Source organism: Amycolatopsis sp. NPDC051372 (genome assembly GCF_040682095.1).
GTDB lineage: Bacteria > Actinomycetota > Actinomycetes > Mycobacteriales > Pseudonocardiaceae > Amycolatopsis.
This window is the reverse complement of record NZ_JBFBAF010000026.1, coordinates 41,897-66,305: the sequence shown is the minus strand read 5'-3', so window position 1 is coordinate 66,305 and position 24,409 is coordinate 41,897. Positions and strand designations below refer to the sequence as shown.

Genomic DNA, 24,409 nt, shown 5'->3' with positions numbered 1-24,409 from the left:
AACGTGGCGCTCACGCGTCCTCCTCGGTCGAGGCCAGTACGTCGGCGAGATGCAGCACGCGGACGCCGGAGCGCTCGCGCGAGAGCAGGCCGCCGATGTGCAGCAGGCAAGAGTTGTCGCCCGCGACGAGCACCTCCGCGCCGGTGTCGCGGACGTGGCGGGCCTTGTCCGCGCCCATGGCGGTGGACGTCTCGGCGTTTTTCACCGCGAACGTCCCGCCGAACCCGCAGCACTCTTCAGCGGCAGGGAGCTCCACCAGGTCGAGCCCGCGCACGTTGCGCAGCAGCTGCAAGGGTTTGTCGCCGACGCCGAGCATCCGCAGCGAATGGCACGTCGGGTGATAGGTCACGCGGTGCGGGAAGTAGGCGTCGACGTCGGTCACGCCGAGCACGTCGACCAGGAACTCGCTGAGCTCGTAGACCTTCGGCCCGGTCTCCGCCAGCCGCGGATCACCCGCACGCCGGGCGACCAACCCATGCTGGTGGCGTGCCGAACCTGCACAGGATCCGGACGGGGTGACGACGTAGTCGTACCCGGCGAACGCGTCGGTGAAGGCGCGCACCACGGGCACAGCCTCGTCGAGGTAGCCGGTGTTGACCATGGGCTGGCCGCAGCAGGTCTGCGCCTCCGGGAAGTCCGCGTCGACGCCGAGGCGCCGCAGCAGCCGGAACACCGCCTTGCCGGTGTCGGGGAACATCGTGTCGTTGATGCACGTCACGAGCACGGCGACCTTCACGCCACCACCCCCGCCCCGCTCAGCCGCGCCTCGGCGGCAGTCCAGTTCCCGCCGCCCGGCTGGTATCGCCGCAGCGGCTGGGTTTCGCGGATCAGCCTACGCATGGCGGCGAGGTCCGGCAGGCCGGCGCCGAGGGCCCGCGCCTGCACGAGGACGTTGCCCAGCGCCGCCGCCTCCACCGGCCCGGCCAGCACCGGCACGCCGCACGCGTCGGCCGTCAGGCGGCACAGCAGCTCGTTGCGAGCACCGCCGCCGACGAGGTGCACCACGTCGACCCTCCGGCCCGTGACCTGGGCGGCCTGCCGGACCGCACGCCGGTACGCGAGCGCCAGACTGTCCACAATGCACCGCACCAGCTCGCCCCGGCTTTCCGGCGGCCGCTGCCCGGTTCTGCGGCAGGCAGCGGCGATGCGCGCGGGCATGTCGCCGGGCGGGAGGAACTCGGGGGCGTCGATGTCCACGACGGCCGCCAGCGCGGGTGCGGCGGCCGCCTCCGCGAGCACCGTCGCCAGGTCCGCGGGCTCGCCGTGCGCGGCCCAGGTCCGCAGGGTTTCGGTCAGCACCCACAGACCCATCACGTTGCGCAGGAAGCGGATCTTGCCGTCGACGCCGGTCTCATTGGTGAAGTTCGCCGCCAGCGCCGAGGCGCCGAGCTGCGGTTCGTCGAGCTCCAGCCCGACCAGCGACCACGTGCCGGAGGAGATGTAGGCGAAGTTCGTGCCGGGCTCGGCAGGCACCGCCACGACCGCCGACGCCGTGTCGTGCGAACCGACGGCGACCACTGGCAGCTCCGGTTTCCCGAGCTCTTCGGCCAGCTCCGACAGCAGCGTCCCGATCCGCTCCCCCGGCTCGCGCAGCGGAGGCAGCAGCCGCGCCGGAATGCCGGCCCGCTCGGCGAGGTCGTCCGCCCAGGTCCGCTCGCGCACGTCGTAGAGCTGCGTGGTCGACGCGTTGGTGCGCTCCGCGCCGACGCTCCCGGTCAGCCAGTAGCCGAGCAGGTCCGGGATCAGCAGCACCCTTTCGGCCGCCGCGAGCCGGTCACCTTCGGACACCAGCTGGTAGAGCGTGTTGAACGGCAGCTCCTGCAGCCCGGTGACGGCGAACAGCTCCGGCGCGGGGATCGTCCGGTGCACGAACTCCGCCACGCCGTCGGTGCGGGAGTCGCGGTAGTGCACGGGGTTGCCGAGCAGCCGGCCGTCGGCGTCGAGCAGCCCGTAGTCGACGGCCCACGCGTCGATGCCGACACCCGCCACGTCGCCGGCGTCGCCGAGCCCGGCCAGCACCTCGCGGTACAGCCCGAGCACGTCCCAGTGCAGCGTGGAGCCCGTGGCGCTCGCGACCCGGACGCCGCCGTTCGGAAAGCGGCGCACCTCGTCCAGTTCGAGCCGCCCGGGCCCGACCGTCCCGGCCATCACCCGGCCGCTGGTGGCACCGAGGTCGACGGCGGCCACGCGCATCACCCGGACACCCATCAGCCGGACACCACGGTCAGCTCGAGTCCCAGCAGGTCCGCCACCGCCTTCAGCTCGGCGACGCGGTGACCGGTCCCCAGGGCCCAGTGGTGGTTCACCCCGGTGGCCGACCACGCGTCGGTCCACTCGCCGGGGTCGCAGCCGAAGTCCACCCGCGAGGTCGTGTTCCCGATCTGCAGCAGCGGCCCGGGCACGACCTCGCCTTCCGACGCGACGAGCACGAACGTGCCGTCGCGCAGCTGGCCGAGGCCGCACAGCGTCACCGGGCCGTGCTGCACGTCGAACTCGACGGACACGCCCCAGCCTCGCTTGCCGTGGTAGACGCCGAGTCCGCGCAGCAGCGGCTTGCGCGCGCTGATCGCCAGGTGCGCCGGGCCGTCGTGGCCCATCTCTACCACGTTGTCACGGAAGTTCAGCGCCTGCAGCTCGGTGAACGAACCGCCGGCACCGAGCCGGTCCAGCAACAGCATCGCCAGTGACGCCCGCATCTCGTACTCGCCGACCGTGGGCACTCCGCGGGCCGTGAGCAGCGACGCGCCAAGGATGAACCCGGCCCCGACGCGCTCGTGGGTCTCGCCGTCGAGCCCTCGGTGGTAGTACGCGAGCGAGTCCAGCCCGAAGTCCCCGACCAGGCGGTCCAGCGCCACCGAAACCTTGGCTCCCCAGGCGAAATCCTCGTCGACGACCGAATCGTCCACAGTGAACACTTCGCGTGCGAGCGCCATCCGGGCCGCCGTCTCGGCGTCGGTGACCTGCTCCACGCGCACGCGCAGGTCGTCGACCTCCAGGATCTCGACGTGCCCGCCGAGCTGAGCCGACACCAGCGTCGGATCGGTGGCCACGTCCATCATCCCCGGGTACAGGTGCCCGAGCAGGCCGTGGCGGCCGTGCCGGAACGCCGCGCGCACGCCGGCCGCCTTGATCCACCGCGCGATCTTCACCCAGGCCCGCTCGTCCTCGAGATACCCGGACACCGAGCGGAACTCGACGCCGACGCGGCGGAACGCGTTGGCCATCTCCGGCAGCGGGCAGGCCCCGCAGTAGGCCAGCCACGCGCCCGTGTCGAAGGACGCGTGATCCATCGCCTCGGTGGGCTGCAAGTTCAGCAGCAGCACCGGCGAGCCCGAGCGCTGCGCGATCGGCACCAGCATGCTCGACGTCAGGTACGTGGTCAGGAAGCCGATGATCAGGTCGCAGTCGGCCACCCGCAGCTTCTCCGCGGCGGCCGCGCCTTCTGCCGCGTCGGAGATGAACCCGGCGTCGACCACTTCGCAGTCCAGTCCCGACAGCCGCTCGGCGACCCGGCGCGCCGAGTCCTGCAGCTGCGGCAACAGGTCGGGGAACTGCGGCCAGTACGCGCCGAGCCCGCCGGCGACGAGGCCGACGCGGGTGCGGCGCGGGGTGATGCGGTCCAGCAGGGACGGCACTGACGGGCCGGGCCGCCCGAGCGTGTCGGTCATGAGGTCCACTCCCTAACGGAGGAAGGCCGCGGCGACCCCGGCGTCGACCGGGATGTGCAGGCCCGTGGTGTGGGTGAGGTCGCCGCCGGTCAGCGCGAACACCGCGGCGGCGACGTGCGCGGGCAGCACCTCGCGCTTGAGGATCGTGCGCTGGGCGTAGAACTCGCCGAGCTTCTCCTCCGGCACTCCGTAGACCGCGGCGCGCTGCGCACCCCAGCCGCCGGCGAAGATGCCGGAGCCGCGGACCACGCCGTCGGGGTTGATGCCGTTGACGCGGATGCCGTGCTCGCCGAGCTCGGCCGCCAGCAGCCGCACCTGGTGGGCCTGGTCGGCTTTCGCCGCGCCGTAGGCGACGTTGTTGGGGCCGGCGAACACCGCGTTCTTCGACGAGATGTACACGACGTCGCCACCCATCCCCTGGGCGATCATCGCCTTGGCCGCGGCCTGGGAGACCAGGAACGAGCCCTTGGCCATCACGTCGTGCTGCAGGTCCCAGTCGCGTTCGGTGGTCTCCAGCAGTGGCTTCGAGATCGAGAGCCCGGCGTTGTTCACGACCAGGTCGAGCCCGCCGAACGCCAGCACGGTCGCGTCGACCGCCGCCGCCACGCCCGCCGCGTCGGTCACGTTCGCCGTCACGGCGATGGCCTTGTCCGCACCGCCGATGCCGGTCGCGACCTCTTCGGCCGCCTCGGTGTTCAGATCGGCGACGGCCACGCAGGCGCCCTCGGCCGCGAGCCGTTCGGCAATCGCCCGCCCGATGCCCGAGCCGGCGCCCGTGACCAGCGCGATCCGGCCGGCCAGTGGCTTCGGCTTCGGCAGGCGCTTGAGCTTGGCCTCCTCCAGCGCCCAGTACTCGATGCGGAACTTCTCGCTCTCCGCGATCGGCGCGTATGTCGAGACGGCTTCCGCGCCGCGCATCACGTTGATCGCGTTGACGTAGAACTCCCCCGCCACGCGCGCGGTCTGCTTGTCCTTGCCGAAGGAGAACATGCCGACGCCGGGCACCAGCACGATGGCCGGGTCGGCACCGCGCATGGCCGGCGAATCGGGCGTCGCATAACGCTCGTAGTAGGCGCGGTAGGACTCGCGGTACTCGGCGTGCAGCTCCTTCAGCCGCGCGACGACGTCTTCCAGCGGCGCGGTCGCGGGCAGGTCGACCACCAGCGGCCGGACCTTGGTGCGCAGGAAGTGGTCCGGGCACGACGTGCCCAGCGCGGCGAGCCGCCCGAGCTTCTCCCGTGAGAGGAACTCCAGCACCACGTCGGCATCGGTGTAATGGCCGACCTGCCGCTGATCCGTGGACGCGAGCCCACGGATCAGCGGCGCCAGCGCCGCGGCCCGCGCGCGGCGCTCGTCCTCCGGCAACCCCTCGAAACCGGGGACGACCACGCCGAACGGCTCGGCTTTGCCGCGTTCGGCGAGAAACCTCTCCGCAGTGCGGATGATCTCCAGTGAATTACGCCGGCACTCCTCGGAAGTCGCGCCCCACGCGGTGATCCCGTGCCCGCCGAGGATCACGCCGATCGCCTGCGGGTTGGCCTCCTTCACCGCCGCGATGTCCAGGCCGAGCTGGAACCCGGGCCGGCGCCAGTCCACCCACGCGACGCGGTCGCCGAAACACTCCTTCGTCAACGCGGCCCCGTCGGCCGCCGTGGCCAGGGCGATGCCCGAGTCCGGGTGCAGGTGGTCCACGTGCGCCGCCTCGACGAGACCGTGCATCGCGGTGTCGATCGACGGCGCGGCCCCGCCGCGCCCGTGCAGGCAGTAGTCGAACGCGGCGACCATCTCGTCCTCGCGCTCGACACCGGGGTAGACGTCGACGAGCGCCCGCAGCCGGTCCAGCCGCAGCACGGCGAGTCCGGCTTCGGTCAAGGTGCCCAGGTCACCGCCGGAACCCTTGACCCACAACAGGTCGACGGGCTTGGCGGTGACCGGGTCGAGCACCTCGCCCTTCGCGGAGGTGTTGCCGCCGGCGTAGTTCGTGTTCCGCGGATCGGCGCCCAGCGCGTTGCTGCGGGCGATGAGCTCCTCGGGCACGGTCATGCTCATGCTCCCCATCCGGCCTGCTGCCCGTCGGCGCGCTCGGCCTCGATCTTCTGCTGGTAGCCGCTGCGGTGGTAGGCGGCGACCGGATCCGGGGCCAGCCCCGCGTCCTCGCGCAGCTCGGCCAGAATCGGCCGCACGTCGGTGTTGTAGGCGTCCATCAGCACAGCGTTGGCGCCGAGCACATCGCCCGACTGCTGGGCCGCGCGCAGGGCGTCGCGGTCGACCAGCAGCGCTTTGGCCGTGGCCTCCTGCACGTTCATCACCGAGCGGATGATCGCCGGGATCTTCGCCTCGATGTTGTGACACTGGTCGAGCATGAAGTTGATGCCGTAAGCCGGATCCAGCGCGTCACCGCGCACGATCTCGTACAGGATCCGGAACAATTGGAACGGGTCCGCGGCGCCGGCCATCAGGTCGTCGTCGGCGTAGAAGCGCGAGTTGAAGTCGAACGCACCGAGCTTCCCGGCCCGTAGCAGGAACGCGACAATGAACTCGATGTTCGTGCCCGGCGCGTGGTGGCCGGTGTCGATGCACACCGTCGCCTTTTCACCCAGCTCGATGCAGTGCGCGTACGAGGTGCCCCAGTCCGGCACGTCCGTGGCGTAGAAGGCGGGCTCGAAGAACTTGTACTCCAGCAGCATCCGCTGGTTCTCGCCCAGGCGGTCATACGCCTCGCGCAACGCGGCGGCCAGGCGGTCCTGACGGTCGCGCAGGTCGTCCTGGCCCGGGTAGTTGAGGCCGTCGGAGAACCACAGCTTCAGGTCGCGCGAGCCCGTGGCGTCCATGATGGAGATCGCCTCGAGCAGGTGGTCGGTCGCCTTGCGCCGGATGCCCGGGTCGGGGTTGGTGACCGAGCCGAGCTTGTAGTCGTTGTCCTGGAACACGTTGGTGTTGATCGCACCGATCCCCACACCCAGGTCCTCGGCATAGGCACGCAATGCCTTGAAATCCTCGACACGGTCCCACGGGATGTGCAACGCGACACTCGGCGCGACCCCGGTGAAGCGGTGCACGGTGGCCGCGTCGGCGATCTTCTCCTCGGGCGTGCGGGGAACCCCGGCCTGGGTGAAGACCTTGAACCGGGTGCCGGAGTTGGCGAACGCCCACGAGGGGGTCTCGATCCGCTGCGCCCGCAGAGCGGATTTCACGGCTGTCCGGTCGGGCAAGTCGATCACGTCTTTTCCTTCTCACGCGCTCGCGCGCTCGTCGTCCAGATGAAAAACCTCGGTGAGCAGGGCGAACCCCTCGTCGGGCCCGCGGCCGTCGAGGCCGGTGAAGAACTGCGCCATCTCGGCCTGCCACCGGGCGTTGACCTCGGTCTCGGCCATCGCGGCCTGCGCCGCGGCGAGGTCGTCGGCCTCGACGTAACCGATCAGCAGGCCGTCCTCACGCAGGAAAAGCGAGTAGTTGCGCCAGCCGGTGTCGCGCAGGGCCGCCTGCATCTCCGGCCACACGGCGCGGTGGCGCTCGGCGTACTCGGCCATCCGCTCGGGCCGGACCTGGAGCTGGAAGCAGTATCGCGCCACGGTCTCCGTCCTCAGTGGACTCGATGGGTCCAGCGGTCCGGCCGGGCCGAGCAGGCCCGGCCGGAGCTCCGCTCAGAAGTTGAACTTGTCGATGTTGTCGGCGTTGAACACGGTCGGCGGGCCGAGCACGATCTCGCCGTCGGCGCCGATCGTGTACTCACCGAGCTTGCCGGCCTTGAACTTCTGGCCCTGCGCGCCGGTGATCTGCCCGGAGCTCAGCGCCACACCCGCGTAGGCGGCGAGGTAGCCGATGTCGGCCGGGTTCCACAGCGCGAACTCCTTGACCGTGCCGTCCTTGACGAACGCGCGCATCTGGTTCGGCGTGCCCAGCCCCGTGATCGCGACCTTGCCCTTGTAGCTCGACGAGCTCACGTAGCGCGCCGCGGCCGCGATGCCGACGGTGGTCGGCGACACGATCACCTTGAGGTTCGGGAACGACTGCAGCAGGCCCTGGGCCTCCTGGAACGACTTCTGGTCGTCGTCGTTGCCGTAGGCGATCTTGTCGAGCTTCAGCTTCGAGTACTCGGGCTTCTTGAGCTCGTTCTGCAGCACGGCGATCCACGCGTTCTGGTTGGTCGCGTTGGGCGTCGCCGAGAGGATCGCGATCTCACCGTCGCCACCGGCCAGCTCGTTCGCCATCTTCGCGAGCTGCTCGCCGATGCCCTGGGTGCTGGCCTGGTTGATGAACACGTCGCGGCAGCTCTTCGCCGCGTCGGAGTCGAACGCGACGACCTTGATGCCGGCGCTGCGGGCCTGGTTGAGCGACGGGCACACCGCGTTCGGGTCGTTGGCGGCGATGCCGATCACGTCCTGCTGCTGCTGGATCAGCGTATTGATGTAGCTGACCTGCGAGGACGCGCTGGCGTCGTTCGGCCCGACGAGCTTGTAGGTGCCCTTGAGCTCGTCCAGCGCTGTCTTGCCGCCGCCGACCTCGATGTCGCTGTAGGGGTTGTTGAGCTGCTTGGGCAGGAACGCCATCTTCACGCCCTGCTTGCTCGCCGCGTTCGGGTCCGCGGACGCGGTGGACGCGGCCGGGCCGGACGCCGTGCTGTCGTTCTTCGTGGTGCCACCGCACGCGGTGAGGCTCAGGACCAGGCCTGCCGCACTCACCACCGACACGACGCCGGTCAGGATTCGTCGGGACATCTTCGTCACCTTTCTGGGTTACTGCTCGGCGCCGGCGAGAGCTCCGGCTTTCGGGGACGGGGATCGTCGCCTGCGCCGCTGCAGCGCGGCGCGGGAGGAGGAGAGGATGTTGGGCAGCAGCACCGAGATGATCAGCAGCACGCCGGTCACGATGTTGAGCGCCTCGTTCGACACGTCCTGCAGCCGCAACGCGTTCTGCAGCGCCGAAAGCAGCACCACACCACCGAGTACGCCCGGCAGCGTGCCCTTGCCGCCGAAGATCGAGACGCCACCCAGCAGCACGGCCGCCACCACGGCGAGTTCGAGACCGAACCCGTTGTCGGCTCGGGCACTGGAGTAGCGCAGCGTCCACAGCACCCCGGCCAGCCCGGCGACCGCGCCGCTCACGACGTAGAGCCAGAACTTCGTGCGCCCGGTGCGGATGCCGGCGAACCGGGCCGCGGTGTCGCTGGCTCCGGCCGCGAACACGCCGCGCCCGATCGGGGTGGCGTGCAGCACCACGCCGAACACGATCGCCAGCACGATGAGCGGGATGAGGACGTTGGGGATCGAGCTGCCGCCGAGCGTCCCGGTCACCCACGCGGTGTAGGACTGCGGGAAGTCGGCCACCGCGCTGTCACCGAGCACCACGAACGCGAGGCCGCGGTAGAGCGCCATGGTGCCGATGGTGACGGCCAGCGAAGGCAGCTTCAGGACCGTGATGAAGAAGCCGTTCACCGCGCCGAGGATCGCGCCCAGCACGATGCACAGCGGGATGATCGTCTCGATCGTCAGCCCGGAGTTCCACAGCGAACCCATGACCGCGGACGTGAGCCCGAGTGTGCTCGCCACCGACAGGTCGATCTCGCCGGTGACGATGATGAACGTCATCGGCAGCGCCATCAGCGCGATCGGCAGGAGGTCCAGCAGCAGGAACGTGTAGTTGCGGCCGGTGCCGAAGTTGTCGATGGTGCCCGACGCGACGAGCAGCACCACGATCGCGATCGCGATGACGGCGACGTCCCAGCTCGCGAGCCGGGCCAGCCAGGCGGGCCGCCGGGCTGTGTCCGTCGTGGTGGTGAGGTCAGACATGGGAGTCCCTCTTCTTCAGTGCCTTGGCGACGCGCACGGCGACCAGCCGGTCGGCGCCGATGGCCAGCAGGATCAGGGCGCCGACGATCGCCTGCTGCCAGAACTGGTCGATGTCCAGCACGGCCAGCGCGCTGCCGATCACCGTCAGCAGCAGCGCGCCGAGGCTCGCGCCCCACACCGAACCGCTACCGCCGAACACGGCGACCCCGCCGACGACCGCGGCGGCCACGACGTTGAGTTCGTACCCGGTGCCGGCCGCGGCGTCGACCGTGCCGAAGCGGGCCGCGAACAGCACGCCCGCGAGGCCGGCCAGCGCTCCGCTGACGAGGAACGCGATGGTGGTGTTGCGCCCGACCTTGATGCCGGCCAGCTGCGCGGCCTGGGGGCTCGAGCCCATGGCGTACAGCTCACGGCCGCCGCGGTAGTTGCGCAGCACCACGCCGGCGATCACCATCACGAGCACTGCGATCAGCACCAGCCCCGGCACCCCGAGCACCGACGCGTCACCGAAGTCGAGGAACGAGCGCGGGAGCTTGTCGGCGTTGATCTGCTGCCCGCCGGCCCAGAAGTAGACCGCGCCGCGGAACGCGTACAAGGTGCCGAGGGTGACGACCAGCGCCGGGACGCGGCCGAACCGGACGACCGCGCCGTTGATCAGGCCGCACGCGGCCCCGACGACCAGGCCGGCGAGCAAGGCCACGATCACCGGCAGGCCGGGGTTGTCGCGCAGCATCGTGCCGACGGCGAAGGCCGACAGCCCGAGCACCGAGCCCACGGACAGGTCGATGTTGCGCGTGATCATCACCACGGCCTGCCCGACGGCCAGCACCGCGAGGATCGCCGTGCCGAGCAGGATGTCGCGGATGCTCTGGCCCGAAAGGAACCGGGAGTTCTGCGTCGCGGTGAACACCACGAGCACGATCAGCGCCAGCACGATGCCCGACTCGCGGGCCTTGAACACGGTTCCGAACACCGATCGCCGCTCCCCCGGGCTCGCCTGGCGGGGTGGCGGGGCCGCCACCTTGGTCGCGTTCACGCGGCCTCCTTTTCGGACGTTCGGGTCGTGGTCGCCGAGGCGGTCCTGCGAGTCCTCATGCCACCGCCCCCTGTCCCATCGCCGCGAACATCACCGAGTTCTCGTCGGCCTCGGCGCGCGGGATCTCCGCGACGATCCGGCCTTCGCGCATCACCAGCACGCGGTCGGCCATGCCGAGCACCTCGGGCAGCTCCGAGGACACCATCACCACCGCGACGCCTTCGGCCGCCAGAGAGGACATCAGCCGGTGCACCTCGGCCTTGGTGCCGACGTCGATGCCGCGCGTCGGCTCGTCCACGATCAGCACGCGCGGCGCCATCGCGAGCCACTTGGCCAGCACCACTTTCTGCTGGTTGCCGCCCGAGAGCGTGCCGACCGCGTCGCCGAGGCGGCCGTATTTGGTGCGCAGGCGTTCGGTCCAGCGCAACGCTTCCCGGCGTTCGCCCGGGCCGAGGAGCAGACCGAGCTTCGACAGCGCTCTCGCCCGTGGCAGCGTGACGTTGCGCTCGATCGAGAGGTCCATCACCAGTCCTTGCTGCCGCCGGTCCTCCGGCACCAGTGCCATGCCCGCCGCCATCGAGGCGCGCGGCGAGTGGGGCTTGAGCTTCTTCCCGTTGAGCCGCACGACTCCGGCGTCGCGTTCGTCCACTCCGAACACCGCCTGGACCACTTCGGACCGACCGGCTCCGACGAGCCCGGCGAACGCGACGATCTCGCCCGCCCGCACGGAGAACGACACGTCGCGGAACACGCCTTCGCGCGTCAGGCCGTCCACTTCGAGCACCACGGCGCCGGGTTCCACGTCCTGCTTGGGGAACAGCGCGTCGAGGTCGCGTCCGACCATGCGGCGCACCATCTCGTCCACGGTCACGTCTGCCACCTCATCGGTGGAGACGTGGCGGCCGTCGCGCATGATCGTCACCCGCTGGCACAGGTCGACGATCTCCTCGAAGCGGTGCGAGATGAACATGATCGCCGCGCCCTCGTCGCGCAGCGCCCGGGCGACGGAGAACAGGCGCTCGACCTCGACCAGGCTCAGCGCGGCGGTGGGCTCGTCCATGATGAGCACGCGCGCGTCGGCGCTGAGCGCCTTGGCGATCTCCACGATCTGCTGGTCGGCGATCGACAGGCCGCGCGCCGGGCGGTTCGGGTCGATGCGCACGCCGAGGCGGGCGAAGAGCCGTTCGGCCTCGGCGCGGATCGCCGCGCGGTCGATCATCCCCAGCCGGCCCCGCGGGTGGCGGCCCATCACGATGTTCTCGGCGACTGTGAGGTCGGGGAACAACGTCGGTTCCTGGTAGATCACCGCGATGCCCGCGGCCTTCGCGTCAGCGGGTGAGGAGAACTCGGCTTCCCGGCCGTCCAGCAGCAGCTCGCCCTGGTCGGGGCGGTGCACGCCGGCCAGCATCTTGACGATCGTGGACTTGCCCGCGCCGTTCTCGCCGACCAGCGCGTGGGCCTCGCCGGCGTAGAGGGGAAAGGAAACGCCCGCGACCGCCGCGACAGCGCCGAACGACTTCGTGACCCCGCGGACCTCGAGCAGTGGCACTCGGTCGCGCTCCTGCCGCGTCATCGCGACCTCCGGATTGAAAGGTTTCACAAACCTGGCGCGGTGACGCTACTATGCGTCCGAACGGGAAGTCAACGAAAAACGCTGCCAGGCACATCTCGAGGTAGTCGCGGTTTTTCAGGCAGCAACCCGTGATTGTCACGTTTCAACACGGCGGTTCGAACACAGGGGGTGGCGGTGGAAGATTCGAACGGGGTCGCGGCCCCCGCACCGCGCGCGGCGGGGATCAAGGACGTGGCCGCCGCCGCGGGCGTCTCGCTCGGCACGGTGTCCAACGTGCTCAACCGGCCCGAGCGCGTGAGCCCGAAGACGCGGACCAAGGTGGAGGCCGCGATGGCCGCGCTGGGCTTCGTCCGCAACGAGTCGGCGCGCCAGCTGCGCGCCGGCCACAGCAGCGTGCTCGCCTACGTGATGCTCGACGGGCGCAACCCGTTCTTCACCGACGTCGCCGCCGGCATGGAGGACGCGGCGGCCGCGGACGACCTGTCACTGTTCGTGTGCAACAGCGCCAACCTCGCCGAACGCGAGGCCGCCTACCTCCGCCGCCTCGAACAGCAACGCGTGCAGGGCGTCCTCATCACCCCGGTCGACCCAGACTCCCCCGCGCTGGCCGAACTCGCGCGCCGCGGCACGCCGGTCGTCATCGTCGACCGCAAACGTCCCGGCACCGACCACTGCTCCGTCGCCGTCGACGACGTCCGCGGCGGCGAGCTCGCCGCCCGCCACCTGCTCGACCAGGGCCACACCCGCATCGCCTTCGTCGGCGGACCGCTCACCCTCGGCCAGGTCCGCGACCGTCGCGAGGGCGCCCTGCGGGCCCTGCTCGCGGCCGGCCTGGGCCCCGACCACCTGGTCGACCTCGCCACCCCCCAGCTCACCGTCGAGGGCGGCAGCAACGCGGGCCAGCGCCTGGCCGGCCTGCCCTCGGCCACCCGCCCGACCGCCGCGTTCTGCGCCAACGACCTGCTCGCCCTGGGGCTCCTGCGCAGCTGCGCCGCCCTGGGCATCTCCGTCCCGGCCGACCTCGCCATCGTCGGCTACGACGACATCGACTTCGCCGCGGCCGCCACCGTGCCCCTCACTTCCGTCCGCCAGCCCCGCCACCGCCTCGGCCGCACGGCCGCGGAGCTGCTCATCCAGGAGACGTCGGACCCGGAGCACGAGCACCAGCAGGTGACGTACATTCCGGAGCTGGTGGTGCGGGCGTCGACTTTGCGGACGAAGTAGGTCCGCTGTGGACGGTCTTGGCTGTCCATCCACAGTGGACGTGCTTCGAAATCATTCAGGCGCGCGGGTGAGCTCCGGCTGTTCCACCCCGTGCGGAATATCGAACGACTCCTCCCCCGTGCGCAGCAGCCGCAAGATCACACCGGCCACGTAGTCCGGACTCTGCACCACCATCCCGGGGATCGGCGACGCGCCGAGCGTGAACCGGCCGTCCGCGAACTCCGTCGCGGTGATCGACGGCAGCAGGAGCGACACCGCGATCCCGTCGGCCGCGAGTTCCTGCGTGAGCACCGCGCTGAGCATGTTCACGGCCGATTTGCTCGCCGCGTAGGCGCCCACACCGACCGCGACGCGGCGGGTGGTGCCGGAACTGATGTTGACGATGCGGCCGAAACCCTGGCGCCGCATGGCGGGCAGGACGGCCTGCGTCACGGCGAGCAGGGCGACCAGGTTGAGCTGCAGCGTCGCGCCGAAAGCCGCGGGGTCGACCTCGTCGAGAGGCCCGTGAAGGCCGGCACCGGCGTTGTTGACCAAGCCGTCGACGCGGCCGTGGCGTTCCAGGGTGGTCGCGACGAGAGCGGCCACCTGCGCGGGGGCGGTCACGTCGGTGGGGACGGCGAGAGCGCCGCCGAGTTCGTCGCTGAGCGTGGCCAGGCGCTCGGCGCGGCGGGCCGCGAGCACGGGGTGGGCGCCGGCCGCGTGGAGGCGCCGGGCGGTCGACGCGCCGATTCCCGAGGAGGCGCCCGTGACGATGACCGTTTTGCCGGCCAGGTCGATGAGGTCTGTCATGCCACGACGTCTACCAGACGCGAGCGCGAGCCCGGCAGTTGACAACCTGGTCTTATGAGCCTAAGAAATACCAGACCACCGAGCCCGCGCCCGCGAGCCGGTGCCTGGAGGGAGCTATGACAGCTCTGCGGATCCGGCGGATCCTGATCGCGACCACCGCGCTCGTCTCGCTCGCCGCGTGCGGGTCGGGCGGCCAACCCGACGGCTACGGACTGGCCGAACCCGGCACTATCACCGCGGGCGTCACGGCGGGCGACGCGCCGTTCGTCTCCCCCGACGCGACGGGCAAGCCGGTGGGCCTGCTGGTCGACCTCAACGACGTGATCGCCCAGCGGATGGGTCTCAAGATCACCTACCGGATGACCACCGTCAGCGCCGGGTTGCCGCTGGTCACGGCCGGGCAGCTCGACATGCTCGCGATCGGCATGCTGCCGACCGCGGAGCGCAAGAAGAGCGTCGACTTCACCAAGCCCTTCTACCTGGCCTCTGACGACGTCGTGGTCCGCACCGACTCGGCCGCCAAGGCAGCCGGCGACCTCGTGGGCAAACGCGTCGGCGCCGGGCTGGGCAGCGCGCAGGCCGAGTTCGTCACCGCGAAGATCCCCGGCGCCACCCTCATCTCGCAGCCCACCAACAGCGCAGGCGTGACCCAGCTCCTCAACGGCAACCTCGACGCGATGGTGCTGGCCTCCACCGAGGTCCCGACCGTGCTCGAGGAGAACCCCGGCCGGGTCAAGATCGCCTATTCCGCGCCGCACGAGCAAGCGTCGGCGATGCCGGTCAACCGCAAGCTCACCGCCTTCGAGAAGGCCTACGGCGACCAGCTCAAGACCACGATGGACGACGGCACTTTCCTTCGCCTGTACGACAAGTACTTTCCGGGCGAGCCCTACCCGTCGCAGATGTTCACCTATTGGCCCCAGCTCCGAGACCAGATCCAGAAGGGCAGATGAAGCCAGAAATGCGCCGACGATTCCGGACCGCTTTCGCCGCACTCGCGGCAGCCGGGCTGCTGACCGTTTCCGCCTGCGGCGGCAGCGACTCCGCGAGCACAGACCCCTACGGCCTCGCGGTACCCGGCACCATCACCGCCGGTGTGCCGCAAGGCGACGCGCCGTTCGTGTCACCCGACGCGAGCGGCAAGCCGGCCGGGATGCTGATCGACCTCAACGACGTCATCGCGAAGCGCATGGGCCTCAAGATCACCTACAAGCTCTCCACCGTCGGCGCGGGTCTGCCGCTGGTCACCGCCGGCCAGTACGACATGATGATCGCCGACCTCACGATGTCCGAGGAACGCAAGCGCAACGTCGCCTTCACCACGCCGTTCTACGTCGACGCCAACGACGTGCTGGTCCGCTCCGATTCGCCGGTCAAGACCGTCGCGGACCTGAACGGCAAGCGCGTGGGCGTCGGCATCGGCAGCGCACAGGCCGACTTCGCCGCGAAGACGTTGCCCCAGGCCAGCGTCGTGAGCGTCCAGACGAACGCCACCGGCATCGACCAGCTCCTCAACGGCAACCTCGACGGCTTCGTCGTCAGCTCCGTGCAGGCCATTACGGTCTTCGCCCAGCACCCGGGGCGACTGAAGGTCGGCGTCTCGGTGCAAAACCCGCTGCCCGAGGCGATGGCCGTCCGAAAAGGACTCGACAAGTTCCTCGCCGACTACAACAAGCAGCTCGCCGCCGTGGTCGACGACGGCACGTTCCTCAAGCTGTACCACCAGTACTTCCCCGGGCAGGAGTACCCGAGCTCGCTGTTCCAGTACTGGCCCTCGCTGCAGGCGCAGGTCCAGAAGGACCCGGCGGCCAAGTGACGACCGCGGCCGGGTTCGCCGACCCGGCCGCCGTCGTCAGGCGAGTCAGCTCCGCCACCAGTCCTCGAGCGGGCTGATCGGCACGGTCCGCTTGTGGCGCGTCTTGAGGAAGATCGACTCCACCTTCTCCGCGACCTGCGGGGTCACGTCGAGGCCTTCGAGGTAGTCGTCGAGCTCGGAGTACTTGAGGCCCAGGGCCACCTCGTCGGGCAGGGCCGGCCGGTCGTCCTCGAGGTCGGCGGTCGGCACCTTCTGCCAAACGCTCGGCGGCGCGCCCAGCTCCTGCAGCAGTGCGGCGCCCTGGCGCTTGGTCAGCCCGGTCAGGGGTGTGATGTCGACACCGCCGTCGCCGTACTTGGTGAAGAACCCGGTGACGGCCTCTGCCGCGTGGTCGGTGCCCACGACCAGCAGGTTCAACTGCCCGGCGATCGAGTACTGGATCACCATGCGCTCGCGGGCCTTGATGTTGCCGCGCACGAAGTCGCGCAGGCCGGACGCCTCGCCCAGCAGCTCGCTCATCCCGAGCGCGGACTCCGCCGCGACGGCGTCCGCGCTGGGCTTCACGTTCACCGTGACCGAATGGTCCGGCTTGATGAACTCCAGCGCGATCTGCGCGTCTTTCTCGTCGGCCTGCACGCCGTAGGGCAGCCGCACCGCGACGAACGTGGCGTCGTGCCCCTCCGCGCGCAGCTCCTCGCCGGCGAGCTGGCACAGCCGGCCGGTCAGCGAGCTGTCCTGGCCGCCGCTGATGCCGAGCACGAAGCCCTTGGCCGGCGTCGAGCGCAGGTAGTCCTTGAGGAAGTCGACCCGCTGGCGGATCTCGGCTTTCGGCGTGATGACCGGCTTGACGCCCAGCTCGGCGAGAATCTGCTGCCGTAGGTTCTCCATTCGCCGTACCTTACTGGCGCCAGCTGCCCGTCCGAGCACCGCGCCGCTAGCCTCGAGATGGCCTCCTCCACCCGAAAGGGGACCCGCCCCGTGGCCATCCTCTCGCTCGGCCTGCACCCCGGTGCCCTCGACTACAGCCGCCACCCCGGCCTCGACGAGGCCACCCTCACCGCCCGCATCACCGCCGGCGAGACCGCCGTGCGCGACGCGGGCTTCGACCTCGTGCCCTGCCACGTCCCCGCCGACCCCGACGCGGCGGAGCAGCAGGTCCGCGACTGCCTGGCCGCGAACCCGGTCACCGCGGCGATGATCGGCGCGGGCGTCCGCATGGCCGCCGAGCACACCCTGCTGTTCGAACGTCTCGTCAACGTCGTGGTCGAGCTGGTCCCGGGCATCAGGTTCTGCTTCAGCACCTCCCCGGAATCCACCCTCGACGCACTGCGCCGGGTGACGAGCCCGAGTTCCTGAGCGCTGTCCTTTCAGGACCCGGCGCGTCTCAGGTCTCACTCGGTGCCGAGGATCTCCTGCAACAGGGTCAGCACCTCGTCGGTGCCGGCGGCCGCCAGGTGCTCCAACGTTCCCGCGTGCCGGCCGAGGATCACGCCGATCAACGCGGCCGACAGGACTTCGGCGCGCAGCTCCGGGTTCGCCACGCCCTCGCGCACGAACCGCTCGCGCAGCGGGGTCAGGACGCGGTGGTCCAGCTCGGCCAGCGCGGCTTCCTGGGCCTCGGGGTTGTCGTACGGGCGGATCGCGGCCTGCAGGATCGGGCCGGGCCCGCGCGTGCCGGTGCGCTCGATCAGCCCCCTCAGCCGGACCGGCTCCAGGACGTCGGGAAGCCGCTCGCCCGGTTCGCTCTCGGCGCGCAGCACGGCGATGAACAGCTGTGCCTTGCCGCCGAAGTAGCGCGCGATCATCGTCGGGTCGACACCGGCGCGTTCGCCGATGTCCCGGGCCGTCGTCTGGTCGTAGCCGCGGTCGGCGAACAGCTCGCCGGCCGCGGCCAGCAGCCGGTCGCGGCTGGCCGCGGCGTCGCGCCGACGTGGAGACGAAGAGTCGGGCATTCCGAGATCCTTGTGCCGTGAGGTGATCGTTCCGGTGGACCTTACTGGAACCGGGAGCTGGTCAGATCGCCTCTTTCCACCACTTCAGCAGGTCCTCGGCCAGACCGTCCGCCTGCCGGGCGCCGGCCTCGGCCCCGACGTCGACGAACCGCGGGTCGAGCAGGTCGTGGGGCTTCTCGTAGAACGGGTCCGCCGTGATCACCCGCACGCGGTATCCGCGCTCGATGAGGAAAGCCTCTTCCCGCGCGAGATTCGCGGACCGCATCGGCGCCACTACAAGCACCCGGCCCGGATCCACGGCACCGCCGTCGTGCCACTGTGTATCGACGGCCAGGTCGGCGTTGGTGCCCGAGCGCACTCCCCCGTCGATCCAGGTCGAGCCGGCCACGCTCACCGGCGGCGCGACGCCCGGCGCCGCCGACGAACAGGCCACCGCGACCCCGACGGAGATCCCGTCCGCCGGCGACCACCCGCGGGCGAGGCCGGTGTCCGTGCTCACCGCGGTGATCCGGAGCCGGCGCGGCCACTCCCCGGCCGGCAACGCCCAAGACCACAACTCGTCGGCCTGAGCCTCCGAAATCGGTGGCACCGCGGCGATCGCGGCCTGACCGATCCGCCGCGCCCGCTCGGATCCGTCCGAGGTGTCCTGGGCCAGGCTCTGGAAAAGCGTCCGGTCGCCGCGCCCGGCGGCAGCGTTCCCGGCGTGCCAGGCCGCGCGCTCCCGCATCTTCGCCGGCACCCTCGTCAGCCCGGCCGGCTCCATCGTGAGCCACGCACCGACGATCGACCCGGCCGACGTGCCCACCACCACCCCGGACTCGGACAGCGGCAGGCCCGCGGCCTCCAGCCGGTGCACCAGGGCCGACGTCCAGGCGGCGCCGACGGGACCACCGCCGCCGAGGACGAGCGCCGTCAGCGGGAGGATCTCCCGAGGTCCGGGCATGGCACGTTCTCCTTCGCTGTTGCCGAAACCGGCGCACGAAACACTCGACTCGCGGGTTTCCGTGTACCGTCGCTCGCCAGTCTACACATGATGTCTACATCCGATGACTTACGGCGCTCACGGCTTCATGCGGGCCTGGGAGTACGAGCTTCGACCATCGCTCCAGGTCGCCGCGCGAGCCTGTCTCCGGCGGTGGTACGCACACCATCCGCTGTTCAGCCGGGGCAGGTTCGGACGTTCTTCCGTTGCAATACTCGAGACACAGCCACCCGGGACTGTCCACATGCGACTCCTGCCTCGGCTGCCCAACCGGAAGAAGGCCACACGGGCTCGGCGTTCTCGGAGAACGTCCTGGTGGCGCGAGACGCGGTACAGATCGAGGGCACGCCCAAGGTCCACCACACCACCGGGACCGAGAACGGCCACCTGCGCGACCGTCTGTTCTGCGGCGACTGCGGCACCCCGATCTTCACGATCCTCCACGAACGCCCCGAAACCCTCATCGTCAAGGGCGGCACCCTCGACGACCGCACGGGCCTCGCGCCCTCCGCCGACGTGTGGTGGCGCCGGGCGCAGGACTGGCTCGCGCCGCACCCCACCCGCGCGCGCTTCGACGGCGACGCGCGGTAGTTCGCGCCGAGAAGGCCCACGACGGACGTGATTTCACTAGGATTCCCCGCATGAGCCGGATTCCCCGCATCTCCCCGGCCGCGCTGACCGACGAACAGCGGGGCCTCTACGAGTCCATCACGGCCGGGCCGCGGGCACGGAATCCGTTCGGCATCGTGCACCCCGACGGGACGCTCGCGGGGCCGTTCAACGCCATGCTGCTCACCCCGCCGGTCGGCGACGCGCTGCAGCGGCTCGGCGCGGCGCTGCGCCACGGCGGAGAACTGTCCGACCGGGCCCGGGAACTGGCCATTCTGATGGTCGCCGCTTCGCGCGAGAGCGGCTACGAGCAGTTCGCCCACGAGCACGTCGGCCGGCAGCTCGGGTTGACCGACGACGAGATCACCGCCCTGCGCGAGGGCCGGGAGCCGGAACTCGCCGATCCCGAGGAGCAGGCGATCGTCGCGACCACCCGTCGGCTGGTCGACAACGGCAAGCTCACCGACGAGGACTACGCCGACGCCGTCTCGAAGCTCGGCGCGGCCAAGCTGTTCGAGCTGTCCACTGTGGTCGGCTACTACCAGCTCATCGCGATGCAGCTGCACGTCTTCGGCGTCGACCGGCCACAGTGAAAAGCGGGCGACCCCGGCCGGGGCCGCCGCTCGTAGCGAAACACAGTGCGCTAGGCCACGGGAACCTTCCGCGACATCGGGGCCACGTCGTTGCCGAGCTCGTACCACGAGGGCAGCCACGCGCACAGCTCGAGGTCGTTTCCGAAGCTCGGAGTCACGACCCGCGCCCAGCTCGCCCGCCTCGATCTGCCGTCGCGCGAATCGGACTGACGGCGGCAAAACGCCGTCAACGAGCGCTTCACGGGCGTCAAGGTTCCGTCGGCCCCGAGGACACGACCGGCCGGCAGCCGCACGCTGGAGCCATGACCGACCTGACGTTCACCCTGGTCGCGATCGGCGGGTTCGTGCTGGTGGCGCTGCTGCTCCGCCTCGCCGGCGCGTGGCTCGACTCCCACGACGACGACCCCTTCGCGCGCCACATCCCGCCCCCGCAGTGAACCTGCCGGGCTAGTCGCTTTCCAGCTCCGCCAGCACTTCCGCGGCCGTGGTGTTGCCGCCCAGAGCCAGGCGCCGCAGCTCGTCGTGGTCCTCGCGTTCCGTTGCCAGCTCGACGAGCAGGTCCGCGGCATCGGAACTGCCCTCGGCCGCCCACTGGCACAGCTCGGCCGCGTCGCCGCGTTCGGCGGCCAGCTCGATCAGCTGGTCGACGGCGTCGGAGTCTCCTCGCGCGGCCGCTGTGCGCAAGGCTTCCAGATCGGGGTCGGTCATCGTCGGCACCTTCCTGACGCGTTACACGTCGATGTGCGAACCCATGATCACGGTCCGTTCGCGGGGCAGCGCGAAGTACTCGGCCGCGTCTGCGGTGATGTAAGAGGTGGCGATGAACAGGCGCTTGCGCCACGCCGCCATGGTGGGTTCGTCGCCGCGGCGCAGCTCGATCTTCGACAGGAAGTAGGACGCGTCGTCGACCTGCAGCCGGCCTTCGGCGTCGGCCGGGTCGACGAGCGCGAGCGTGCGCGGCACGTCGGGGGTTTCCATGTAGCCGAAGCGGGCCGTGACGTGGGTGATGCCGTCGTCGGCGTAGCCGAGGTCGTCGACGGAGATCCGTTCGGTGTCCGGGATCCGCGGCACGGGCTCGGTTTCGAGCGACATGATCACCACGTGCTCGTGACGCACGTGGTTGTGTTCCACGTTGGCGCGCATGGCCAGCGGCGCGCTGTCGTTGCCGCGGTTGAGGAACACAGCCGTGCCGGGCACCGTCTGCGTCGGCGACTCGCCGTTGCGCAGCTTGTCGACGAACTCGCGCAGCGACCCCTCGTGCCGATTGCGTTCGGCCGTCAGGATCTGGCGGCCGCGTTGCCAAGTGGTCATGACCGTGAACGCGGTGAGGCCGATGAGCAGCGGCAGCCACGCGCCGTGGACGAGCTTGGTGAGGTTGGCCGCGACGAACAGCAGGTCCACCACCAGCAGCACTCCCCCGCCGACCCAGAGCAGCCACGGCGGCGTGCTCCACTTCGACCGGGCGATGTAGAAGAACAGGAGGGTGGTGATGGTGATCGTCGCGGTCACCGCCATGCCGAACGCGTAGGCCAGCGCCGACGAGCTGCGGAAGGCGAACACGAGCGTCAGGACGGAAACCATCAGCAGCCAGTTGATCCACGGCACGTAGATCTGGCCGCGCTCGGTCTCCGACGTGTGCGCGATCCGCAGCCGCGGCAGGTATCCGAGCTGCGCGGCCTGCGAGGCGACCGAGTACGCGCCGGTGATCACGGCCTGCGACGCGATCACGGTCGCCGCCGTGGCCAGCAGGACCAGCGGCAGCCGGGCCCAGCCGGGGACCAGGAGGAAGAACGGACTGCTCAGGTTGGCCTGGTCTTCGAGGATCAGCGCGCCCTGGCCGAAGTAGTTGAGCACGCACGCCGGGAACACCAGGAACAGCCACCCGCGCGTGATGGCGCGGCGGCCGAAGTGGCCCATGTCCGCGTACAGCGCTTCGGCGCCGGTGACCGACAGCACGACCGCGGCCAGCGCGAAGAAGGCGATGTCGAAGTGGCCGACCATGAAGTCGAGCGCGTAGGTGGGCGAGAGCGCTTCGAGGATCGCCGGGTGCTTGACGATGCCCGTCACGCCGGTCAGGCCGATCACGGTGAACCACGTGATCATCACCGGCCCGAACACCCGCCCCACCGCGGCCGTGCCCCGGCGTTGCACCAGGAACAGCACCACGATGATCACCGCGGTGATCGGCACGACCCAGCTCTCGAACGAGTCGTCGACGACCTTGAGCCCCTCCACCGCCGACAGCACCGAGATCGCCGGGGTGATCATGCTGTCGCCGAAGAACAGCGACGCGCCGAAGATGCCCAGCCCCGCCAGCACTACCGCCACCCGCCGCCGCCCCTGCCCGCCGCGGCGGCGCAACAGGGTGATCAGGGCCATGATGCCGCCCTCGCCATCGTTGTCCGCGCGCATCGCCAGCAGCACGTACGTGACGGTCACGATGATCGTCACGGACCAGAAGATCAGCGACACGACGCCGAACACGTTCTGCGCGCTCACCGGCACCGGGTGCGGGTCGCTCGGGCTGAACACAGTCTGCAGCGTGTAGATCGGGCTCGTCCCGATGTCGCCGAACACGACCCCCAGCGCCCCGACCACCACCGCCAGCTTCACGGAGTCCCACGCGAGCCGCGCCCGGCCGGCGGGCCCGTCCTCCGTTGCGGTCGTCTCACGGCCCTCGGTCACGGTCTTCCTCCTCGGCGCGAGCGGGCACAGCCCCGGCATCGGGGGGAACCCTACCGGTCCGAGGTGGACGGCATCGGAAGATCAACGGTCGCGTCGGATCGTGGCTCTCTTCGGGTCGTCTGTCCACGGAGGCGATCCGGGCTGCCGGCCGTTGAAAAGCGTCTCCTCGACTCGTGACCGGGGGTAATGGTCGTCCGGAGGGCTTTGTCCCTGTCAGAAGCCCGGATGCGTGCCGGTGCGGCGATCACGGTCAACCGGCCCCGGCTCCTCGGCCGCCTGGGCTGTGGCGATCCGGGCGAGTGCCGTGGTCATCGCCGCACGGACCTGTGCCCGGCCGCCATCGCGATCGGCGGTCTCGACGACCACGCAGCGGGCGGTCGTCGAGAGGTCCCTCAGCAGCCGGCGGATCCGCCGGTCCCAGGTGTCCGCTGTCGGCGATGGCTCGTCGGGGCTGTGGTCGAGCAGGATGGTGAAGTCCAGACGGAGAAGGCCGGCAAGCCACTCTGCGAGGCCCACCAGCTCCTCGGGGTCGAGTCCCGTTCCGCCCTGTTCCAGCTCCGAGTCGATCAGACGCTCGATCACCACGATGGCGCCGGACTCGAGCGCCGGCCGGACCTCGCGCTCGACGACGTCGGCCCGCACCGCGGCGGCGGCCAGCACCCGGGCTCGCGCGGTGGTCACCGCGGCGCTGGACAGCAGCGCCTGCAGCCGCGGGTCGCCCCAACCCGGGTCGGCGGCCAGCGCCACCGTGCCGGTGCGCGATCGCCGGAGCCAGTCCGCGAGGTGGGCAGCGGTGTCGGCCGACGGGCTGCCTTCGACGGGGACGACGAACCCAGTCGCCCGCACCGGCCGACGCCGCACCGCGGAGAACATCCGGCCGGCTCGCCGACCGTTTATCTGCCGATAGGCCTCGGCACCCCCAGCCACGCGCCGAGCGACCTCGTCGCGGCGTGGCCGAAAACCGGCGCGAGCCCGCAAGTCCGCAGCTTCGTCCGCATCGCCGCGGACAGCGGGCGGGACCAGAGCCGGCGTGGGCCAGACCGCGGCCACCGGCGAGCACGCGCACCCCCACGTCCGTGTCGACTTCGGACAGTCCACTTCAGATGCCCCTCGCGACTGCCTGTCCGATGTTTCGGAGTGTTCCGGGAAATCACCAACCGGGTCGAGGTGATCGTCTCCGTGACAAGGTTGTCTGCGCCACGGTTGACACCCGTTCACGAGCCGCCGCACACTCGGAATCCACCCACCTCCGAGGCACCGGGAGGCCTCGATGACCGTCGACCATCTCAACCCCGAGACTCTGTCCCCACCCGTGATGGATCTCTACTCGCAAGTGACCGTCGGCCCGCCCGGCGCGCGGCTGGTGGCGATCGCCGGGCAGGTGGCCTTGGACCGCGACGAGGTGCTGGTCGGCCCCGGCGACCATTCCGCGCAGGCCGAGCAGGTGTTCCTCAACCTGCGCGCGGCACTCGCGGCCGCCGGTTGCACGCCGGCCGACCTGGTCAAGTACACGATCCACGTCGTCGACTCCTCGCCGGCGCTCATCGAGCCCATTTTCGCCGCCGCCCAGCGCGTGTTCGGCGACGAGTTCCCGAAGGTCGCGAGCACGTGGCTGGGCGTGTCGTCCCTCGGCCTCCCGGAGTGGCTCATCGAGGTCGACGCGCTGGCCGTCACCACCCCACCGGCCTGAACC

The 24,409-nt window shown here is 70.6% G+C and carries 25 protein-coding genes; 8 read left to right on the top strand and 17 right to left on the bottom strand.

Going from position 1 to position 24,409, the window contains the following annotated elements; translation table 11 throughout:
• Positions 1–10: 10 nt before the first annotated feature.
• The 10 genes from AB0M56_RS33805 to AB0M56_RS33760 all read right to left on the bottom strand — a co-directional run bounded on the left by AB0M56_RS33805 (position 11) and on the right by AB0M56_RS33760 (position 12,066).
• Positions 11–736, bottom strand: a complete 726-nt coding sequence (locus tag AB0M56_RS33805; protein WP_364183689.1) for a (Fe-S)-binding protein — start codon at positions 734–736, stop codon at positions 11–13.
• Positions 733–2,193 carry a rhamnulokinase family protein gene (locus AB0M56_RS33800; RefSeq protein ID WP_364183946.1) on the bottom strand — a complete coding sequence of 487 codons (1,461 nt, stop codon included), beginning with the start codon at positions 2,191–2,193 and terminating at the stop codon, positions 733–735. The genes AB0M56_RS33805 and AB0M56_RS33800 overlap by 4 nt, the downstream gene beginning before the upstream one ends.
• Positions 2,194–2,207: 14 nt before the next feature.
• Positions 2,208–3,668 (bottom strand): L-fucose/L-arabinose isomerase family protein, encoded by a 1,461-nt coding sequence (locus tag AB0M56_RS33795; protein ID WP_364183686.1) that lies wholly within the window; start codon positions 3,666–3,668, stop codon positions 2,208–2,210.
• Between the two features lie 12 nt (positions 3,669–3,680).
• Entirely contained in the window at positions 3,681–5,711 is a 2,031-nt protein-coding gene (locus tag AB0M56_RS33790; RefSeq protein WP_364183683.1) for a bifunctional aldolase/short-chain dehydrogenase, read from the bottom strand.
• Between the two features lie 2 nt (positions 5,712–5,713).
• Positions 5,714–6,889, bottom strand: coding sequence for an L-rhamnose isomerase (rhaI, locus tag AB0M56_RS33785; protein ID WP_364183680.1), 1,176 nt, complete (start codon positions 6,887–6,889; stop codon positions 5,714–5,716).
• A 12-nt stretch (positions 6,890–6,901) separates the two neighbouring features.
• Positions 6,902–7,240, bottom strand: a complete 339-nt coding sequence (locus tag AB0M56_RS33780) for an L-rhamnose mutarotase (RefSeq protein ID WP_364183677.1) — start codon at positions 7,238–7,240, stop codon at positions 6,902–6,904.
• Between the two features lie 72 nt (positions 7,241–7,312).
• A complete protein-coding gene (gene rhaS, locus AB0M56_RS33775) occupies positions 7,313–8,386 on the bottom strand; it encodes a rhamnose ABC transporter substrate-binding protein (RefSeq protein ID WP_364183675.1) in 1,074 nt (357 codons plus the stop codon).
• Between the two features lie 18 nt (positions 8,387–8,404).
• Positions 8,405–9,457, bottom strand: a complete 1,053-nt coding sequence (locus AB0M56_RS33770) for an ABC transporter permease (RefSeq protein ID WP_364183673.1) — start codon at positions 9,455–9,457, stop codon at positions 8,405–8,407.
• Complete coding sequence (locus tag AB0M56_RS33765) at positions 9,450–10,493, bottom strand: ABC transporter permease (RefSeq protein ID WP_364183671.1); 1,044 nt, start codon at positions 10,491–10,493, stop codon at positions 9,450–9,452. Before AB0M56_RS33765 ends, AB0M56_RS33770 begins: the two co-directional genes overlap by 8 nt.
• A gap of 55 nt (positions 10,494–10,548) precedes the next feature.
• Entirely contained in the window at positions 10,549–12,066 is a 1,518-nt protein-coding gene (locus AB0M56_RS33760; RefSeq protein WP_364183669.1) for a sugar ABC transporter ATP-binding protein, read from the bottom strand.
• Between the two features lie 222 nt (positions 12,067–12,288).
• Here AB0M56_RS33760 and AB0M56_RS33755 point away from each other — a divergent pair, with 222 nt between their 5' ends.
• Positions 12,289–13,290 carry a LacI family DNA-binding transcriptional regulator gene (locus AB0M56_RS33755; protein ID WP_364183943.1) on the top strand — a complete coding sequence of 334 codons (1,002 nt, stop codon included), beginning with the start codon at positions 12,289–12,291 and terminating at the stop codon, positions 13,288–13,290.
• A gap of 51 nt (positions 13,291–13,341) precedes the next feature.
• Here AB0M56_RS33755 and AB0M56_RS33750 read toward each other — a convergent pair whose 3' ends face one another.
• On the bottom strand, positions 13,342–14,079 hold the full coding sequence (locus AB0M56_RS33750; RefSeq protein WP_364183666.1) for an SDR family oxidoreductase: 738 nt from the start codon (positions 14,077–14,079) through the stop codon (positions 13,342–13,344).
• Between the two features lie 116 nt (positions 14,080–14,195).
• Between AB0M56_RS33750 and AB0M56_RS33745 the strand changes: the two genes are divergently transcribed.
• Both AB0M56_RS33745 and AB0M56_RS33740 read left to right on the top strand, forming a co-directional pair.
• The gene (locus tag AB0M56_RS33745) at positions 14,196–15,032 is read left to right on the top strand and encodes a transporter substrate-binding domain-containing protein (RefSeq protein ID WP_364183663.1); all 837 of its coding nucleotides are present in this window, start codon (positions 14,196–14,198) and stop codon (positions 15,030–15,032) included.
• Positions 15,033–15,040: 8 nt separating this feature from the next.
• Positions 15,041–15,895 (top strand): transporter substrate-binding domain-containing protein, encoded by an 855-nt coding sequence (locus tag AB0M56_RS33740; RefSeq protein WP_364183660.1) that lies wholly within the window; start codon positions 15,041–15,043, stop codon positions 15,893–15,895.
• A 45-nt stretch (positions 15,896–15,940) separates the two neighbouring features.
• On the opposite strand, the gene nadE is transcribed toward AB0M56_RS33740, so the two are convergent.
• On the bottom strand, positions 15,941–16,783 hold the full coding sequence (gene nadE, locus AB0M56_RS33735) for an ammonia-dependent NAD(+) synthetase (RefSeq protein ID WP_364183657.1): 843 nt from the start codon (positions 16,781–16,783) through the stop codon (positions 15,941–15,943).
• 90 nt (positions 16,784–16,873) lie between these two features.
• On the opposite strand from nadE, the gene AB0M56_RS33730 reads away from it, so the two are divergent.
• Complete coding sequence (locus tag AB0M56_RS33730; RefSeq protein WP_364183654.1) at positions 16,874–17,251, top strand: hypothetical protein; 378 nt, start codon at positions 16,874–16,876, stop codon at positions 17,249–17,251.
• Between the two features lie 35 nt (positions 17,252–17,286).
• Here the strand turns inward: AB0M56_RS33730 and AB0M56_RS33725 are convergent, their stop codons facing one another.
• The gene (locus tag AB0M56_RS33725) at positions 17,287–17,847 is read right to left on the bottom strand and encodes a TetR family transcriptional regulator (RefSeq protein WP_364183652.1); all 561 of its coding nucleotides are present in this window, start codon (positions 17,845–17,847) and stop codon (positions 17,287–17,289) included.
• A 61-nt stretch (positions 17,848–17,908) separates the two neighbouring features.
• Positions 17,909–18,790, bottom strand: coding sequence for a patatin-like phospholipase family protein (locus AB0M56_RS33720; RefSeq protein WP_364183649.1), 882 nt, complete (start codon positions 18,788–18,790; stop codon positions 17,909–17,911).
• Positions 18,791–18,877: 87 nt separating this feature from the next.
• On the opposite strand from AB0M56_RS33720, the gene AB0M56_RS33715 reads away from it, so the two are divergent.
• The 3 genes from AB0M56_RS33715 to AB0M56_RS33705 all read left to right on the top strand — a co-directional run bounded on the left by AB0M56_RS33715 (position 18,878) and on the right by AB0M56_RS33705 (position 20,468).
• Positions 18,878–19,420, top strand: coding sequence for a GFA family protein (locus AB0M56_RS33715; RefSeq protein WP_364183647.1), 543 nt, complete (start codon positions 18,878–18,880; stop codon positions 19,418–19,420).
• A gap of 50 nt (positions 19,421–19,470) precedes the next feature.
• Complete coding sequence (locus AB0M56_RS33710; protein ID WP_364183645.1) at positions 19,471–20,031, top strand: carboxymuconolactone decarboxylase family protein; 561 nt, start codon at positions 19,471–19,473, stop codon at positions 20,029–20,031.
• Positions 20,032–20,333: 302 nt separating this feature from the next.
• Positions 20,334–20,468 carry a hypothetical protein gene (locus AB0M56_RS33705; protein WP_255637990.1) on the top strand — a complete coding sequence of 45 codons (135 nt, stop codon included), beginning with the start codon at positions 20,334–20,336 and terminating at the stop codon, positions 20,466–20,468.
• A 10-nt stretch (positions 20,469–20,478) separates the two neighbouring features.
• Here the strand turns inward: AB0M56_RS33705 and AB0M56_RS33700 are convergent, their stop codons facing one another.
• From AB0M56_RS33700 to AB0M56_RS33690, 3 genes are all read right to left on the bottom strand, one after another.
• A complete protein-coding gene (locus tag AB0M56_RS33700; RefSeq protein ID WP_364183642.1) occupies positions 20,479–20,739 on the bottom strand; it encodes a hypothetical protein in 261 nt (86 codons plus the stop codon).
• A gap of 21 nt (positions 20,740–20,760) precedes the next feature.
• Positions 20,761–22,716 carry a potassium transporter Kup gene (locus tag AB0M56_RS33695; RefSeq protein ID WP_364183640.1) on the bottom strand — a complete coding sequence of 652 codons (1,956 nt, stop codon included), beginning with the start codon at positions 22,714–22,716 and terminating at the stop codon, positions 20,761–20,763.
• A gap of 213 nt (positions 22,717–22,929) precedes the next feature.
• On the bottom strand, positions 22,930–23,577 hold the full coding sequence (locus tag AB0M56_RS33690; protein WP_364183637.1) for a hypothetical protein: 648 nt from the start codon (positions 23,575–23,577) through the stop codon (positions 22,930–22,932).
• 409 nt (positions 23,578–23,986) lie between these two features.
• On the opposite strand from AB0M56_RS33690, the gene AB0M56_RS33685 reads away from it, so the two are divergent.
• Entirely contained in the window at positions 23,987–24,406 is a 420-nt protein-coding gene (locus AB0M56_RS33685; protein WP_364183634.1) for a RidA family protein, read from the top strand.
• Positions 24,407–24,409: the final 3 nt, after the last annotated feature.